Source organism: Nocardia canadensis, from assembly GCF_032656385.1.
Lineage (GTDB): Bacteria > Actinomycetota > Actinomycetes > Mycobacteriales > Mycobacteriaceae > Nocardia > Nocardia canadensis.
On sequence record NZ_JAVCWB010000008.1, the window covers coordinates 324,641 to 340,413 of the forward strand.

General features: G+C 68.0%; 13 protein-coding genes. 7 read left to right on the forward strand and 6 right to left on the reverse strand.

Annotated elements, in window-relative coordinates; genetic code table 11:
• Positions 1-132 precede the first annotated feature (132 nt).
• The 3 genes from Q7X29_RS15210 to Q7X29_RS15220 form a co-directional block, all read right to left on the reverse strand.
• Complete coding sequence (locus Q7X29_RS15210; protein WP_316574468.1) at positions 133-657, reverse strand: flavodoxin family protein; 525 nt, start codon at positions 655-657, stop codon at positions 133-135.
• Positions 657-1,088 (reverse strand): hypothetical protein, encoded by a 432-nt coding sequence (locus tag Q7X29_RS15215; protein WP_218719055.1) that lies wholly within the window; start codon positions 1,086-1,088, stop codon positions 657-659. Before Q7X29_RS15215 ends, Q7X29_RS15210 begins: the two co-directional genes overlap by 1 nt.
• 297 nt (positions 1,089-1,385) lie before the next feature.
• Positions 1,386-2,294, reverse strand: coding sequence for a universal stress protein (locus Q7X29_RS15220; RefSeq protein ID WP_218719056.1), 909 nt, complete (start codon positions 2,292-2,294; stop codon positions 1,386-1,388).
• Between the two features lie 744 nt (positions 2,295-3,038).
• Between Q7X29_RS15220 and Q7X29_RS15225 the strand changes: the two genes are divergently transcribed.
• The 5 genes from Q7X29_RS15225 to Q7X29_RS15245 all read left to right on the forward strand — a co-directional run bounded on the left by Q7X29_RS15225 (position 3,039) and on the right by Q7X29_RS15245 (position 10,292).
• Complete coding sequence (locus tag Q7X29_RS15225) at positions 3,039-3,701, forward strand: DUF2267 domain-containing protein (protein WP_218719057.1); 663 nt, start codon at positions 3,039-3,041, stop codon at positions 3,699-3,701.
• A gap of 347 nt (positions 3,702-4,048) precedes the next feature.
• Complete coding sequence (locus tag Q7X29_RS15230) at positions 4,049-4,516, forward strand: nitroreductase/quinone reductase family protein (protein WP_316574469.1); 468 nt, start codon at positions 4,049-4,051, stop codon at positions 4,514-4,516.
• Between the two features lie 327 nt (positions 4,517-4,843).
• The gene (locus tag Q7X29_RS15235) at positions 4,844-5,119 is read left to right on the forward strand and encodes a hypothetical protein (protein WP_316574470.1); all 276 of its coding nucleotides are present in this window, start codon (positions 4,844-4,846) and stop codon (positions 5,117-5,119) included.
• Positions 5,116-7,431: a PEP/pyruvate-binding domain-containing protein gene (locus tag Q7X29_RS15240; RefSeq protein ID WP_316574471.1), complete on the forward strand. Its 2,316-nt coding sequence runs from the start codon at positions 5,116-5,118 to the stop codon at positions 7,429-7,431. Before Q7X29_RS15235 ends, Q7X29_RS15240 begins: the two co-directional genes overlap by 4 nt.
• Positions 7,428-10,292, forward strand: a complete 2,865-nt coding sequence (locus Q7X29_RS15245) for an alkaline phosphatase D family protein (protein ID WP_316574472.1) — start codon at positions 7,428-7,430, stop codon at positions 10,290-10,292. Before Q7X29_RS15240 ends, Q7X29_RS15245 begins: the two co-directional genes overlap by 4 nt.
• Positions 10,293-10,406: 114 nt before the next feature.
• On the opposite strand, the gene Q7X29_RS15250 is transcribed toward Q7X29_RS15245, so the two are convergent.
• Positions 10,407-11,009, reverse strand: coding sequence for a TetR/AcrR family transcriptional regulator (locus tag Q7X29_RS15250; RefSeq protein WP_218719063.1), 603 nt, complete (start codon positions 11,007-11,009; stop codon positions 10,407-10,409).
• Positions 11,010-11,236: 227 nt separating this feature from the next.
• Between Q7X29_RS15250 and Q7X29_RS15255 the strand changes: the two genes are divergently transcribed.
• Together Q7X29_RS15255 and Q7X29_RS15260 are read left to right on the forward strand one after the other, a co-directional pair.
• Positions 11,237-12,460, forward strand: a complete 1,224-nt coding sequence (locus tag Q7X29_RS15255; protein WP_316574473.1) for an oxygenase MpaB family protein — start codon at positions 11,237-11,239, stop codon at positions 12,458-12,460.
• Between the two features lie 224 nt (positions 12,461-12,684).
• On the forward strand, positions 12,685-14,469 hold the full coding sequence (locus Q7X29_RS15260) for a phytoene desaturase family protein (RefSeq protein ID WP_316574474.1): 1,785 nt from the start codon (positions 12,685-12,687) through the stop codon (positions 14,467-14,469).
• Between the two features lie 236 nt (positions 14,470-14,705).
• Here the strand turns inward: Q7X29_RS15260 and Q7X29_RS15265 are convergent, their stop codons facing one another.
• Both Q7X29_RS15265 and Q7X29_RS15270 read right to left on the reverse strand, forming a co-directional pair.
• Positions 14,706-15,170, reverse strand: coding sequence for a YybH family protein (locus Q7X29_RS15265; RefSeq protein ID WP_316574475.1), 465 nt, complete (start codon positions 15,168-15,170; stop codon positions 14,706-14,708).
• The gene (locus tag Q7X29_RS15270) at positions 15,167-15,766 is read right to left on the reverse strand and encodes an NADPH-dependent FMN reductase (protein WP_316574476.1); all 600 of its coding nucleotides are present in this window, start codon (positions 15,764-15,766) and stop codon (positions 15,167-15,169) included. The genes Q7X29_RS15265 and Q7X29_RS15270 overlap by 4 nt, the downstream gene beginning before the upstream one ends.
• Between the last annotated feature and the right edge of the window lie 7 nt (positions 15,767-15,773).

A 15,773-nucleotide genomic window follows, 5' to 3' on the forward strand; every position in this document is an offset into this window, starting at 1 on the left:
GCCCGAGCGCACCGCCCGGCCACGAGCTCGAACGTCGGCGCCGGGCCGAGCGATGATCAGCGGTGAGTCGATGCCGCCGTGCTGGTGCCCTGATCGCGCCGATCCGCGAGAGGCCGTGCGCGACCGGCATGCTCATCGCGCATCCGGGAGGCTCGGTGAGGCGGCGGCCAGCCGGGCCGCCCATTCGGTGGCGCGCTGGAGCTCACCGGAACGAAGCGGACCGGTCATGTCCTCGACCAGGAAATCGGCAGGGGCGGCCGCGAGGTGGTACCCCAGGTGCCGCAGACGCTTGGCGATGCCTTTCGCCGCCGAACCCGGCAGCCAGGGCGGATGAGCGATCTTGGTGCCGAAGGCGGCGGCCGACCGTGGCGACGGCACGGGCAGCGCCGCGTCGAGCCATTCTCGAATCCCGATCTCGATCTCGACGGGATCGTCGGTCTGGCCCGCCGCATCCTGGCGGGTAGCGGTTCGGCTGAGCCCGAACGCGTGCGTGGGACCACCGACGACGAGCAGGTCGACCTGTGGTGCCGGATGATTCACGGCCTCGGCGACAGGGGACACCGTCACCTCGAAATGTGACCGTAGGCCGGTCGCGACGGCTTCGGCGATCGCGGCGGTGTTGCCGAACATGGACTCGTAGACAACCTGCGCATGCATCAGTTCAACTCGCTTCGCGGTCGGAGGTCGGTGTGGTCGTGCAGTGGTGGCGTGCCCAGAGCGGCAACGGCGAAGGCGAAAACGAGACAGACCGGTTGTAGCCAGCTGAACTCGCGCAGCAGCGCGAGCTGGAGCAGAATCCAGCCGATCAGCGCGGACGCGGCCACCAACGTCGTCTGCGCGTTGTGCGTGTCGTCGTCGGTGACTGTCAGTGCCACGACCGCCATCGGCAGGCCGACCACCAGCGCGAGCCCCACTCCCGCCAGGATCGGGCTGTGGAGGGGGATCCGCTCGACGGACGCGGGGCTCAACGGCACCGCGCCGGTGATCAGGCCGAAAGCCCCGGCGAACGCCCACGTCGCCATCAGCCCGGCGAGTAGGCACAGGACCGATCGGCGTGGGTCGAGTCGCCGCAGATACCTCGAGATCATGAACCCGAGCATGGCCGGTCCGCCGTGGTCGAGGTCAGGGCCGAAGGTCCTGGGAGACGAGGACCAGCGGCCCGATCAGATGACCTTCGGCCGTCCCGCGCCCCGGTACGCCGTGCCGACACGGGAACGACGTTGATGCGTTTGCCGCCGGGAACGGTACTCGCGGCGTCACCGGTCACGCCCTGACCTGCCCCTCCGGTTCGTCCGTCGACGACGACAGGTCGGTGTCGGCACGCGTGGGTCGACGCGGTCGCGGTACAAACGCGGCGTCGGCGTCGGAACAGCAGGCGTCACGGATCAGTCGTGATGCACGACCATGACCGGGCACTCGGCGTGTTGCGCGAGCCAGTTGCTGGTCGACCCGAGAAGCAGACCGCGGAAGCCACCACGACCCCGACTACCGACGACGAGCAGCTGTGCGGTCTGCGACCAATGGGCCAGGCGCTCGCGTGGCCCGAACACCTCGACCTCGCGCCGGACCGCCACGTCGGGGAACAGCTCGGACCATCCGGCCAGGCGTTCGGCCAGCAGCGCCTCTTCGGCGACGGCGAAGTTGTCGACCGGCATCGCCAGGTAATCGACACCGCCGAACTGCCCCTCCGACAGATCACTCCACGCGTGCACCGCAACGAGTTCGGCCCCGCGCAGCGAGGCCTCGGCGAAAGCCGCGCCGATCGCGGGTTCACCGACGCCGCTGCCGTCGACCCCGACCACCACCGGACCGTCGCGGCGATCTGGATCGGGTCCGCGCACGATGACGACGGCACCGTGGGCGTGCGCGGTCACCGCGAGCAACGTCGAGCCCAGATGGGCGAGCGCGCCCGCGGCGGGGGTCGCGCCGAGCACGACCAGATGCGCGTGCGCCGACGCATCGATGAGCGTTCGGGCGATCCGCCCGTTCGCGAGTTCGGTGGTCAGGGTGACGGCCGGCGCGGCGGCGCGCGCCTCGTCGGCGGCGGCGGCGAGCATCTGTTCGGCCGCGCGCCGGATGTCCTGCATGGTGGCGTAGATGAAGGCGTCGTAGGCGCTGCGCGGCGTTCGATCGGCGATCGGTTCGGTGCAGTGCACGATGCGCAGGGCACGGCCGCGGTCCGCGGCCGTGCGTGCTGCCCAGCGGACGGCGCTGATCGATCCTTCCGATCCGTCGATTCCCACGACGATCGCGGCCGAGGCGATCTGGTGCGGGCTCTCGGTGTGCTGTGTCATGGTCGTCTCCTGATGGCTGGGATTGTTCCTGCCGAGTGGTCTGCTGTCGCGAGGGCGGTGTCCGGGGAGCGGGGTGGGAACGCGCCGCGATGCCAGGTGTCATCGGCGACCGCGAGGGTCTCGATCAGTGGTGCGCTGGTGTCCAGCGTGACAGCGCCGGGGCAGGCGACGTCGGAGGCCGCCGTCGCGTCGGCGATCTCGGCGGTCGCGTCCGACTCGCTGCCGCGTCGGTCACCGATGCGTTGGCGGGCAAGTGCTCGGGGCAGGCGCACCGCAGGACGACACCGGTGGGTCTCCCAGACCTGAGCCGGCGGCGCCCGCGGTCGCGCCGCCGGCGAGCACGAATTCCGATCCGGCGGTGTCGGTTTCCAGCCTCGCCGGGACCCGCATCGGCCGGATACGGTCGAAGGTCCCGCGTGGCTGCGGCGTTGGTCCTCGGTAGATCCGCGAAGGCTCACGACAACCGCCGGCCGGGCCCGCCGACCGACGAAGAAGTCCTCGACGCGGGGGGCTTTCAGCCTTGACGGCGGTGTCCTTCGGATCTGGGGCGGTTCGGCCGCGGTGCCGATGATGGAGGTATCGAGCACGATCCCCGGGTGGGCGACAACGACGTCGTTCACCCAGCTACACCGGCACAGCGTGGTGGACGGCGTGGCTCGTGCGCCTGGCGTGGCTGTTTCCGCGGGGTCTCGCGCCGTTTCGGCGAAGTTCGCCGAACCCCGTGCCGGCAATCAGGAGGAACTCATGTCGAACCATCACGATCCGCTGGCCCCGACGGTCCACACGGCCCATGTGTGGCTACGTGCCGTAGCCGAAAGTCTCGATACCGACGATCGCCGGTTCGCCATGCGGGCACTGCGTGCGTGGTTGCACACGGTGCGCGATCGGATCGGTATCGACAGTTCGGCTCATCTGTCCGCGCAGCTGCCGGAGCTGTTGCGGGGTGTGTACTTCGAGAACTGGGTACCGAGTCACCTTCCGGTACGGCACGGCCTGCGGGAGTTCTGCTCGCAGTTCGCCCGGGAAGCCGGGATCGAGCTCGCGGAGGTTCCCGGAGTGGTGGCGGCGGTGACCTACGCGCTGGACGCGAAATTCTCCCCCGGCCTGCTCCCGCGCGTGTTCTCCGGGATGCCGATCACGCTGTTCCGCCTTCTGTACGGGGCGACCTCCGATATCGCGGGCGAACTGCACCTGCCCGCGGTCGGCGTGGAGGAACAGCCGGAGCCGGATCGTCTGACGCGACTCGAGCAGCACGTGACGACGCTCACCGAGGCGGTTATGGCGCTGTCACACGGACTCGAGCAATTGCCGACGGAAGCGGACACCTCCACGCGGACCGCCGAGTCCGCGCGCCGCGCGCACGATCTGCTGCTCGCGAGTGGCTTCGGTGGCGGCACACCGGTCTGACGCCACGGGGACGCGCGAAACGTGACCTGACGACAGTGCGTGCCGTACACGCGCGGGCGGCCCGGACCCCGTGGTTGCACAACACCCGAACGCCGCCGCCCCCGCGGACCGCTCGCCGACCGGTCGACAGCATCCTGGATGTCGATGGCCTCGACGAGTCTCGGAACGAGAGCGAAGTATCGGGGTTCGGGTAGAACGAATTCGCTCCCGGCGCACGAACTTCGGCATCCGGTCGGCGCGGTGCCCGACACACAACGGCGCGCGAGCGGGTTCGGAGTCCGAAATGCCCTCGGGACAGGGACTTCGGCTTCTGGCGACGTGCGTGGTGGCGAGACGATGATCCGATCATGAGCCTCTCGACGAATTTTCACGCCCCTGGCATCGGGGCGTCCTTCCTGGTCTCGGCTCTCGGAATACCGTTGGTCGCGCGGTGTGTGCCCACGATGACCGAGTTGCGCTACCGGGGACGACGTTCCGGACGGCCCATCGCGCTACCGGTGGCGTACGCGCGGGTGGGCGATCTCGCCGTCGTCCGGGTGGCGCGCTCCGAGACCAAGACCTGGTGGCGCAATTTCGCTGCGCCGCACCCGGTGTCGATTCGGCTACGCGGCCGCTGGGCGGACGGCGTGGCGCATGTCGCCTACCCGGGTTCGCTCGAGCACGAGGAGCTCGCGGCCTACTATCAGCAGACCTTCACCCGCTGTGCGGTTCCGGTGGACGATCCCCTGGTGGTGATCCAGCTGCCCCGGCGCCGACGTGGACCTCGTGAGTCCGGGCACGGTGGACGCCGAGCGCGTTCTGGCGGCGCTGGATGACGTCGGTGACGGTCGGTGAGGCCCTGGGTTTTCGCCGACAAACCAGCGGGATCGCCGGCGCTTCTCCGGTGCGACAGCTCGCGCTCGTGTCACTGGAACCGTCCCGACGCCCTCGGCTGCCGGAATCGCCGGTGGCGAAAGGCACCTGTGGCCAGGACCAGGGGCCCTAACGAAATAGTCACCGGATTGGTCGAATTGGGGAAACGACGGCGGCGCGGCGTCGGCTGAACGACCCGCCCCCGTCCGACTCGAGGAGATCAAGATGAGGAATGTTCGCACCGGCACGGGAGTTGCGCGATGAGTGTCGGCGACCATGCGCGAGGGCTGATGATCACAGTCGGCGCGATCTCCCTCATCGGGCTGGTCGATGCCGCCGCCGGGCGCAACTGGGATCTGGCGGTCGTCTTCGGCGCGAGCATCGTGTTCACCGCCGCGGCGGCCGTCCGGCTGTCCGGTGCACGGCGATCCATCGGTCTCCGCGACGATCTGACTCGATGGCTCGAAGATCGCGCCGCCGCGGGCGACGAGCCGGTGGAGCGGGTCGCCGATCGTGCCGTCGCCGCCTACCGTCTGGGCCTCACCAGTGGGAACGACCCGGCATGACGAGCATCGACACGCTCGGCGCCACCGCGTCGGCCGACTGCACCGAGGTGCTGATCCTGTCGGGGGCCGGGTGCAGCGGAGGCCTCGTCGGCGGCAAAGCCGCAGCGCTGGACCGATTGATCGGCTGGGGCATCCAGGTCCCCGCGGCGGCCTGCGTGACAGCAGCGGCATACCGTGCCGTTGCCCGTCGGCCCGCTGTCGCCGAATTGCTGGCGCGTCTCGATCGCGGTGAGCCGGTGCCCGCCCCTGAAGTCGATGCCGCGTTCTCCCGCGCGGGTCTTCCCCGGACCCTGATCGACGAGGTGTGTGCGGTCGCGGAGCGGGTAGGCGCAGGCCGCGCCGTGGCCGTGCGCTCCTCGGCGACGGTGGAGGACATGGACGCGTCGTCGTTCGCCGGTCAGTACCACTCGGTTCTCGACGTCGATCCCAGCGACCGGGCGGCCGTCGAAAGCGCTGTGCTGTCAGTCTTTTCCTCGTTGCATCACCCGGCGCCCCGCGCCTATCGCCGCGCACTCGGCATCGACGACGAGGGCGTGGCGATGGCCGCGCTGATCATGTCGATGGTGCCCGCGGTCCGGGCCGGGGTGTTGTTCACCCAGGATCCCACCGGTCCTGCGGGGACAGTGCGGATCGAGACCGTGCGTGGATTGGCGGAGACGCTGGTCTCGGGTAAGCAGACGCCGCGAGTAGTGCTGGTGCCGGACGGGAAGGTGCCGGCCGAAGCCCCGGCCGAAGCCGCGGAATTGGTCACCGTCGCGCGCGAGATCGAACAGCGAGCCGGGCGCCCGCAGGACATCGAATGGGCCTGGGACGGACTCCGGCTCTGGATCGTCCAGGCCCGGCCGATCACGGTGAACGCCGCGGATGAGGACCCCTGCGACACCGACACGCGGGACTTGCCGGGCGCGGAATTCACCACCGCGGGCATCGCGGAGATGCTTCCCGGAGTGCTGCCGCCGCTGCGCTGGGATGTCTGCTCGTTCATCGTCGAGGAGGCGCTGCGGGCGATGTTCGACGATCTCGGCACGCTGCCCCTCGGCGCGATGACCGCGCCACACCAGCTGCTGGTTCGGCTCCACGGGCGGGCGGCCCTGGACGCGGCGGTCACGGGATCGGCGATCGCACCGGATGCCGCGCGCGGGCTCGCCGCCCGCGTCGCCGCGCTGCGGCACCGAGCTCGCGCGGCGCGAGCCCGGCGCCGCGCCGTATTCGACGCCGACGTCGCGATCCACGCCGCACAGGAAATCGACCGCACCGCACCCCGATCGGAGGTGCTGGACGACAGCGAGCTGATGCGCTACCACCTTGCGCTGATCGATCTGTCCACCCGGGCCATGGCTGCCGAGATCACGGTCGCGGCGGACGCGGGCGCCATTCACGAAGGGCTTCGGTTGCTGCTCGCGCGGTTCGGTTCGGCGGCGGACGCGGCGCGACTGGCGGCTACGTCGACCGTTCCCGGGTCGGTCATCGTGCCCAGTCCGCGAGCATCGATGGCGATCCCCTGCGGCCCGACCTGGGCCGAGTCCGGGCAGGAACCGCCGACCCGGTCACCGCGCGCAACTGCGCCGAGCGCGATCGAGGCGGTCATGGAGATGATCGACAGGGGCCCGCGACGCCCCAAGTCCGACATCGGCCGCTGGCTGCGCCTGCGCCAGGTGGAACGGCTCATCGATGAGGCGCGCGGACAGTTCGAGCGCCGCGAACGAGTCAAGAGCGCGATCCTGTTGCTGGGCGGGGAGATCCGCCGGGTGCATCTGGAACTCGGTCGACGACTGGTGCGGGACGGTGTCCTCACCCGCGCGGCGGATATCGAATTGCTGACCGTCGGTGAGTTTCGGGCGGCCGCGCGCACGAGGCGGCTGCCCGTGCCCGCGGTGCTCGATCGCCGTCGGCGCCGGGTGCTTCGTCAAGAGCAGCTCGAGCCGCTGCCACAGAACTTCCGAGGCGACCCCGGCACAATCGCGCCCACCACGGCCACGACCGGACCGCAGCTGCAGGGGTGGGCCGCGGGCAACGGTCGATTTCGCGGTGTCGCGCGTCGGCTGACCCGACCGGATCAGCCGTTGGGCAACGACGAGATTCTCCTGGCGACGACCACCGACCCCTCTTGGGCGCCGCTGCTGATGCGCTGCGGCGCGATGGTGATCGAGCAAGGCGGTCCACTGTCACACGCCGCGATCCTGGCACGCGAATTCGGCGTGCCCGCCGTGTTCAACCTCCCCGGCGCCGCACGCGCGCTCGACGGACGCCGCGTGGAAGTCGACGGCACCACAGGGACCGTGACGATCCTCGACGAAGGAACCACGCCATGACCTACTCACCCCGTGACCGCGCCCGCGCCGCGTTGCTCGGTGTCGATCGGTTGCACATCTTCGTCCCCGCCATCATGAGCGTCGGACTGTTGTTCTGGCTGGCCAGCGAATTGCGCGAGCTCCTGCGCAGCAGCGATGACGCCTCGCGCGCCAAACGAGCGAGCATCGCCGGGCACGCGGTCGCGCGTAGCGCGACCGCCACCGGCGAGCCCGATACCGCCGCAGCTCGTGGCCTGCGGCCGCGGCCGGTCTATCTGCTGATCGCCTTGACGCTCGCGGGTGGGGCTCTGTACGTGACGATCGGATCGGTCGCCAACTTCTTCCAGCAGCCGGGCTGGGTGGCCGATATCGCCTGGTTGCTGAGCCTGTCGCTCGCGGTGGCGGTGGCAGCCGCCTGCTATGCGGCAGTCGCCGCGGTCGTGTTCGTTCGTTACCCGGCACCACCTTCTCGTTTGACGCGAGTGCTGACCAACACCCCGCTGACCACCCGGCCGGTGGACGGCGCCGAGTGGCTCGCTCGCCCACCGTGGCAGCTCGGCGCCGGGTTCATGGCGGCCACCGCGGCCTCCGCTCTGCTGTCGCTGGTCGTCGCCGCGTCGCCGTATGTGGTCGACGGCTTCGACCGCACGGTCGCGGCGTGGTTCGACGGATTGTCCGCGCCCCTGTGGTCCCGGTTCACGGCTGCGGCATTCGACACGAGAACCGTGCTGGTACTGGTGGTTCTGGTCGGGCTGGCCTCGCTACGGTGCCGGGCGCTCGCCGTCGGCTACGCGGTCGCGACGGGGTTCGGATTGCTGGCCAGTGTCGCGTTGCGGGCGGCGATCGAGCGCCCGCGCCCGGGTGACGGGGCGTTGGCCGGTGCGTGGGATTCCTACCCGAGTGGCCATGTCATCCAGGCTGTCCTGATCGCCGGTCTGGTGCCGCTGGCAGTCGCGTCGTTGCTGCATCGCCGCCGCGTGATCTCCCTGCTCACCACGGTGATGGGACTGGCGGCCGCTGCCGCCGCGATCGATCGGGTCGCCGAGGGACTGCATTGGCCCACCGACGTACTCGGCGGTGCCGGTATCGGCCTGGCGCTGGTCCTCGGAGCCCGGTGGGTGATCGAGCAGCCCCGTGCGCACGTCGCCTGCCGGAGCTGTCTGTGGTCGCCACATCCGCAGCAGCACCATTCCCCGCGCGGGGTGATCCCGTTGACGATCTCCGGAGCTCGCCTGGTCCGCGTGCTCGCCCACCTGTCGGCGGCCGCTGCCGCGCTGACCCTGGCCGTGTTGACCATGACCGTCGGAGTGCCGTCGAACGGCGAAGGCTTCGTCTTCGGTTCGCGTATCGAAACGCCGGTGCAGTTGACTCTCGCCGCCCTGGTTTCGCTCGGTGCGTTGATCTCCTGGCGCTGGGAGGCGGTGGGCGCGGTACTGATCGCGCTCGCGGCCAGCTGCCTCGGGATCTTCGCCGCCATCGAGTACGAGCCGGTCTACGCGATGCTACTCACGGGTGGCGCGATGGTGCCCGCAGTGTTGTTGTGGCTGAGCTGGCAGCATCGGCGTACCGCGCTCGAGCTGGTGATCCTGGCGGTGGTCACGTTGCTGTTGCTCGTCGGCACCTGGTTCGGCGCCAATCGGGTGTACGCCATCTATTTCGGCCCTACGCATCCGGCGAGTTCAGCACCCGTACTCGACGTGGATCGCGTCGAGTGGTCGTGGTCGGGCGGCTTGCGCAGCGACGGGGTGACGGTCAATGCCCGGCTGGCCGACGGTCACAGCCGCGCGAGCGCGCGGCTCACCGCGGCGGACGGAGCGGTGGTGGAGTCCCCTGCTGTCGCGGCGGGCGAGCATCGGATCGCGCGAATGGAGGTCGACGGGCTTCGCCCCGGCACCGACTACAGCTATACCGTCGTCGTCGATGGGAAGCCGGACGGTACCCGCGGCGTCGGGCACCTCCGCACACCGGCGGTGGGGCCGTTGTCGTTCCGCGTCACCGCGGGCTCCTGTGCCAGGGTCGGGTCGGATGGCGCCGTCTTCGACGCGTTGGCCCGCGAGCGCGGGCTGCTCCACCTGGCTCTGGGCGATCTGCACTACGGGAATATCGAAAGCACTGTTCCCGGGCCGTTCTTCGCCGCGTACGACCGGGTCCTGACCAGCCCCGGCCAATCCGCGTTCTATCGCGGCAGTCCGGTCGCCTACGTGTGGGACGACCACGACTACGGCCCCAATGACGCCGGGGCGGACTCGCCGGGCAGAGAAGCGTCGCGTACTGCGTTCGGCACGGTTGTTCCCCACTACCCCTTCGTCGCGCCGGAGGGGACGATCAACCAGGCCTTCACGATCGGGCGGGTCCGGTTCGTCATGACCGACGACCGATCGGGTGCCACGTCCGATTCGGTGCTGGGTGCCGCACAGCGGGCCTGGCTCGTCGATGAGCTGGTGCGTTCGAGTCGCACACATGCTCTTGTCGTCTGGGGTAATTCCTTGCCGTGGATCGGTGCCGCGAATCCGGGGGGCGACGGCTGGCCTGGGCATCCGGAGGAACGTCGATACATCGCCGACGCGATTGCCACGGCCGGCATGCGGAACCTCGTGATGGTCGGTGGTGACGCGCACATGGTGGCCATCGACGACGGCACCAACTCCGACTACTCGGCACAGGGCGGCGGCGGATTTCCCATCCTGCAGGCGGCGGCTCTGGACCGTCCCGGAAGCGTGAAGGGTGGGCCGTACAGCCACGGCGTCTTCCCTGGCGGCGGGCAATACGGAGTGCTCGATATCACCGACGACGGCAACCACGTCGCGGTGACGTTGACCGGTAAGCGCTGGGACGGAACGACGCTCACGAGCTCGACCTTCGCCGTGCCGCCGCGTGATTGAGACGCGTACCGGGCGCGCGTTCCGCCCGCGTCGCAGCATCAGTCGACCATCGACCTGGTGTCGCAAGGTGGGCCGGTCGACAGGGCAAGGACTTCTCTCCTGCTCGACAGCTCGCTAGAGGAGGCCGGCCACGGAGTGGATCAGCTCGACGGCGTCATGATCACGTAGTTCGGTCGGCTGAAGCCGGCCGATCTGGATCGCGGCCAGACCATGGACGATTGACCAACACATGAGCGCGACATCTTCGACGGGCTGATCGCTTCGCCACCCCTCTGCTTGCGCGTCGCGAACGGCGCTGGTGAGCACCTGCCACGTGGTATCGAGCGACTCGCGAAGTTCGATCATCGTATGGTCGAGCATTTCCGAGCGGCTGATCAACGCGAACAGTGCCGGGCGGCTGACCGCGAACTGTATGTAGGCGGCGCCGATGGCCACGACGAGGTCCTTGCCGTTGGTTCCCGCTGCGTGCGCGGCCGACCGTGCTTCGCTCATCTGGGAGCCCAGCAATCGAATGACTCGAACCGCCAGCGTCGTGAGCAGGCCGGTCTTGTTCTTGAACAGGTGCCCTGGTGCTTGATGTGACACCTCTGCCCGACGCGCGATCGACCGCAAACTGGCCCGGTCGATGCCGACATCGTCGATCTCGGCGACAGCGGCGACGAGGAGTCGGTCGTGTAGTGATTGCACAGAGGGCACGTCAGCTGTGGCGTCGCTCATGGGTACGTGTCTACAGCCTGTCGGCCTCCGGTTCTGAACAGGGCTGACGGATGCCCTCGCCGAGCGCCGCCGCTACCGCGACGTGGGGATCCGGATGTCGAGGCCACCGGCCCACTTGACAGTGTCAAGTGCTGTATGTGACAGTGTCACATACAGCACTGAAGGGTTCTATGGCGGCGCACGGCGCCGGGAGCCCGGAGATGGTCATTTCCAGGAGGTTGCAAGCAATGGCGCCCCAGTTTGTTCGTTCGTCATCGTCGTTCGAGCCGCCGACGGGACATACATCCTTCGACGCTCGAGTCGCCGATGCTGTTGCTGCGGCGTTGATACCGGCGCGGGAGGTGATCGCGTCAGCCGAGGAAATCGACTATGAAGCATGGGATCACGTGGGAGATCCTCTGGGCGAGGCGCTGATCGCGGATATGCGAGCGCGGAACATGATGAAGGGAGATCTGATCGCCAACGCTCGTACGTTGCGTGATCAGGGAATTCGAAGCGCGGTCGACTTCCTGGCTGAAGTCGAGTATGTGCCGTCCTGGCTGGACTTCGACGAACTGCAGGATGGCGTCGACTGGGCTGCTCGCAACCCGATCGGATTCGCCCTGGGCTTCCATGGCGCGCTGCCGTGGAGTTACCTCGATAGCCACACGGCCGCAGTTTTCGCCGCGACCGGGCGACTACGCGACGGTGGTGACTACAGTCGGCGCCTTTTCGAAACCGCCCGGGGCTTCATCTCGACGTTCGATGTCGAGGGCATGAAACCCGGCGGTCAGCAGTGGGAGACGTGGGTTCGGGTACGACTCATGCACACCATGGTTCGGATTGGGCTGCAAAGAAGCGGCAAGTGGACGCTCGACGGAGTGCCGGTCAGTTCCCTCTCGCTCGGTGCAGGTGTATTTCTGTTCGGTTGGTACCGCGCAGCGATCGCGCAGTGGGTTGCCGGACCGACGAGCCGGCGCGAAATCGAGTCCTGGATGCGGATGTGGCAGTGGGTTGCACGGCTCCAAGGTGCCCCGGTGGAGTGCATTCAAAGTTCCCTCGATGTACAACGCGACATAGACGCTCGCATCCTCGGGCTGTTGTACCGGCCAGACGCGCAGAGCAAGGCGCTTGTTGCGGCGAACTACCGAGGTCTGTCCGAGACAACGGGGTTTCGCGCGCTGCCGTTGAAGGCTCATGAAGCCATCGGCTGGAACCTGCTGAAGCTGCCCGCCTCTACACGGTACGGAGGCCTGCGGGTCCCCGAGGAGTTGGGGCTTCGGCGCCACAAGCTGCTGACGCCGATCGTGGCCGCTATGGCGGCAGGATTGCGCTTCGTTCATCAGATCTACCGAATACCGCTTGTGCGGAGGCGCGCCGCATCCGCGGGAATCAGGTTCATGGCAGTTTTCGTCGAACGAGGTCTCGCGGGCAAAGACGCCGATTTCCGCACCCACGTACTGCCCGGCTAGACCGTCTCCGGCGCAGGTGACAGCTAGCGACGCCATCGGCGACACTCCGCTGTCCCATAATCCGCGGGACGGGCATCATGCCGCGCCACGACTGGCGATGGTTTCAGCGTGGTTCGAAGAAGTCGTGGACCGTGACCGGGTGGTATGCCCCCAACGAGAAACATGTCGGAATCAATACCGGATTGGGTTGACGCCGTACGGGCGGATGCCGGAAAGGAACTGCCATGTCGCAGCACAACGGCGCCGCTCCAAAGGGGTTCGACGCTGTAGTCGTCGGCGCGGGCCTTGGCGGACTGTCGGCGGCTGCCCATCTCTCAGCGGCAGGTAAACGAGTGATTCTGCTCGAGCGATACTCGGTACTCGGCGGCTCATCGCACGTCTTCCGACGTCGCGGCAGCTGGGAATTCGATTGCGGAGTCCACTATGTCGGCGATTGCGGGCCAGGAGGCATCGTTTCGGCGATGATCCACGGACTCGCACTCGACGACCGTATTCAATGGCTTCCGCTGGAAGAGTCGGCATTCGACCGCATTATCGCTCCGGACTTTGCTCTCAACGTGCCGGTCGGCTGGGAATCATTCCTCGCCGAGCTCCTTGTAGCGTTCCCCGACGAGCAGAGGGCTGTTCGCCGGTTTCACTCGATCATGCACCGACTCGCCGACAGCCTGGATCGTCGTGGCCCGCATCGCCCGGCGGCGACGCTGGCGCGGTGGGTTGCCGCGGCGGGTTGGGCGGCGCCGTTCCTCGCAATGCCATATGCCGCCACCCTGGCCTCGTGCGGATTCTCGCCACGTGCCGTACTCGCGCTGTCGGTGCAATGCGGAGCGCTCGCCTCGAGTTCGCTGAGCATGCCGACGGCGGCAATGGCGGGCTTCTACCAGGACTATGTCGGCGGAGGCGCCTACTACCCGCGCGGTGGAGGACAGGTCCTGGCAGCTGGGTTCGCTGAGGTGATCACCTCGCATGGTGGCACTATCCGTACCAACGCCGCGGTCGAGAAGATCTTGGTGGACAACGGGCGGGTTACTGGGGTGCGGCTGATGAGCGGGGAGGTGATCGCCGCGGCTGCGGTGGTCTCCGACGCCGACATCATCAAAACCTACAAGGAGCTGGTCGGTCTCGAACACCTACCCAGGCTTCATCGCGAACGTGTCAAACACTGGTCGATGTCGCATCCGTTGATCAACGGATTCTTCGGTGTCGAATTCGACGTCCACAGCCAGCTCAACAGCAATTATTTCGCGATCCCCGACTGGGGTGTGGCCACGTCGTTGCTTTCGTTGACCCGCTTTTCGCGGAGTGTTATCGACGGCAAGGGATTCTGCGACGGACGTGCTTGGGCACACGCGATGGCGGCGCAGCAGCCGATGTACCTGCAGTCCTCGTCACGCCGTGACCCGGACCATGCCGCCGCGCCCGAGGGGCACGCCACGATCGAGGTGCAGACGATCACCCCGGCCGATCCGAGGCTGTGGGGATTCGACGGCTATGACGTCGAATCGGGCGAGTACCGCAATACTCGCCGCTACAACGAGATCAAGAAGATCGTGCTCGACGGAATGCTCGAACGGATGGAGCAAGCCTATCCGGGGGCGTCGTCGCGGGTTCGGCTCGCCGAGTTGGGAAGCCCTGCGACCCAGACTCGGTTCGTCGGAAATACGGCAGGAGCACCCTTTGGGCTTGCGCTTCGCCTCGACCAGGCTGGACCACTGCGTCCGGGGACCGAAACCCCTGTCCGTGGCCTATTTTTGGCCGGAACCAGCACGGTATGGGGCCCGGGAACAGTCGGCTCGATGCTCAGCGGCGCGTACGCTGCTGCGGCGATCACAGGTCGTGACCTGGTCGGTGAGATTCGACGAGGCCAGGTCATCGCCGACCCGAAGCGGCTGTCGACGTGGCCGGGAAACTTCGATTCGCTCGCAGCGACTCGACAATTCAGCCGCGCCGCTCCGGGCAAGCGGGCGCGTACGAACGCGCCAGCGATAAGCCCCCATGGATCCGATACGTAATCCGCAGCGCCGACAGAGTGTATTCAGGGCCTCACCGGCGGTGGCACGAAATCGACGCCGGCTCCTGTGGACCTCGGCGAACCGGTGGATCCACCGGGAAGGCGATCGTCGACACGGCGGAAGGCCGCCACAGTCATCGTCGCAGTCCTGGTGCCCGGTGGGGCAATCCGGGCGATCAGCACCAGCGGGGATCGCATCCGGCGCGATCCCCGGCGGATGTCGACGTAGGCGTGTGCTCAGGGCTCGAGCTCGACCATGCCATGACCGGTCGAGATATCGAGCGGCACCGATACCTGATCGTGCGAGATCAACCAGGTGTCGTCGATCTTGCGCATCCCGTAGGTGACACGGACCCACATGCCGTCCGTTTCCGCCCCGTTCCTGAGCGTGCCGCGCAGGCGAGCGAACGCGTGCCCGAACGCCACGTCCTCGCCCATGGTGAATGTCAGGTCCCGGATTTCGTAGGTCACCGTCTCGAAGACCTGGAACACCCGGGCCCAGTTGTCGAGTTTCGCGGTGATCCCGACATGCTGGAGTGGCGGCTCGACATCGAAGGAGACGACATCGGCGGTGTAGGCCTGTCGGACGGCATCGAGGTCTCCGGCGCGCAGACCGTCGATCACCTTCGTGATCTGGCGGCGGAGCGGGGCGTCGTCCCTGTGGGTGCGGTCGGCGTGCGAAGGTGAGCTGGGTACCGTCATGATCGGGATCCTCTCGAGGTGACGAGGGTGGGGTCGGTGCCCGCCCGTAGTGGCGCGAGCGCGGTGCTCCATGCCACCAGCTGATCGAGCGTCTTGCCCAGGGCGGCGACATGGTGGTCACGCGGGGTGAAAGTGGTGTGGTTCTCGAAATCGGTGAGCAGCGAGATCTCCACCGGGCGGCTCACATCGGCCATGCCCAGCGTGCTGCACACCACCCGCAGCTGCGCGACCGCACGAGCGCCGCCGCTCACCCCGTAGGAGACGAATCCCACTGCCTTGTCGGTCCATTCGGCGCACAGATGGTCGAGGGCGTTCTTCAGCACGCCGGGGACGCCGCCGTTGTACTCGGGGGTCACCATCACGAAACCGTCGAACGGCGCGATCCGCTCCGCCCAGGCGCGGGTGTGGGCGTGCACCGACGGGCCGAACATCGGCGGGGTGGCCTCGTCGAGATGCGGTAGCGGGTGATCACGCAGATCGATCAGCTCGAATTCGGCGTCGTCGCGTCGCGATGCGGTGTCCAGGACCCACTGCGCGACTTGTGGGCCTGTGCGGGAGGGGCGGGTACTGCCGAGGAGGATGCCGATTCTGATCATGCTCGAA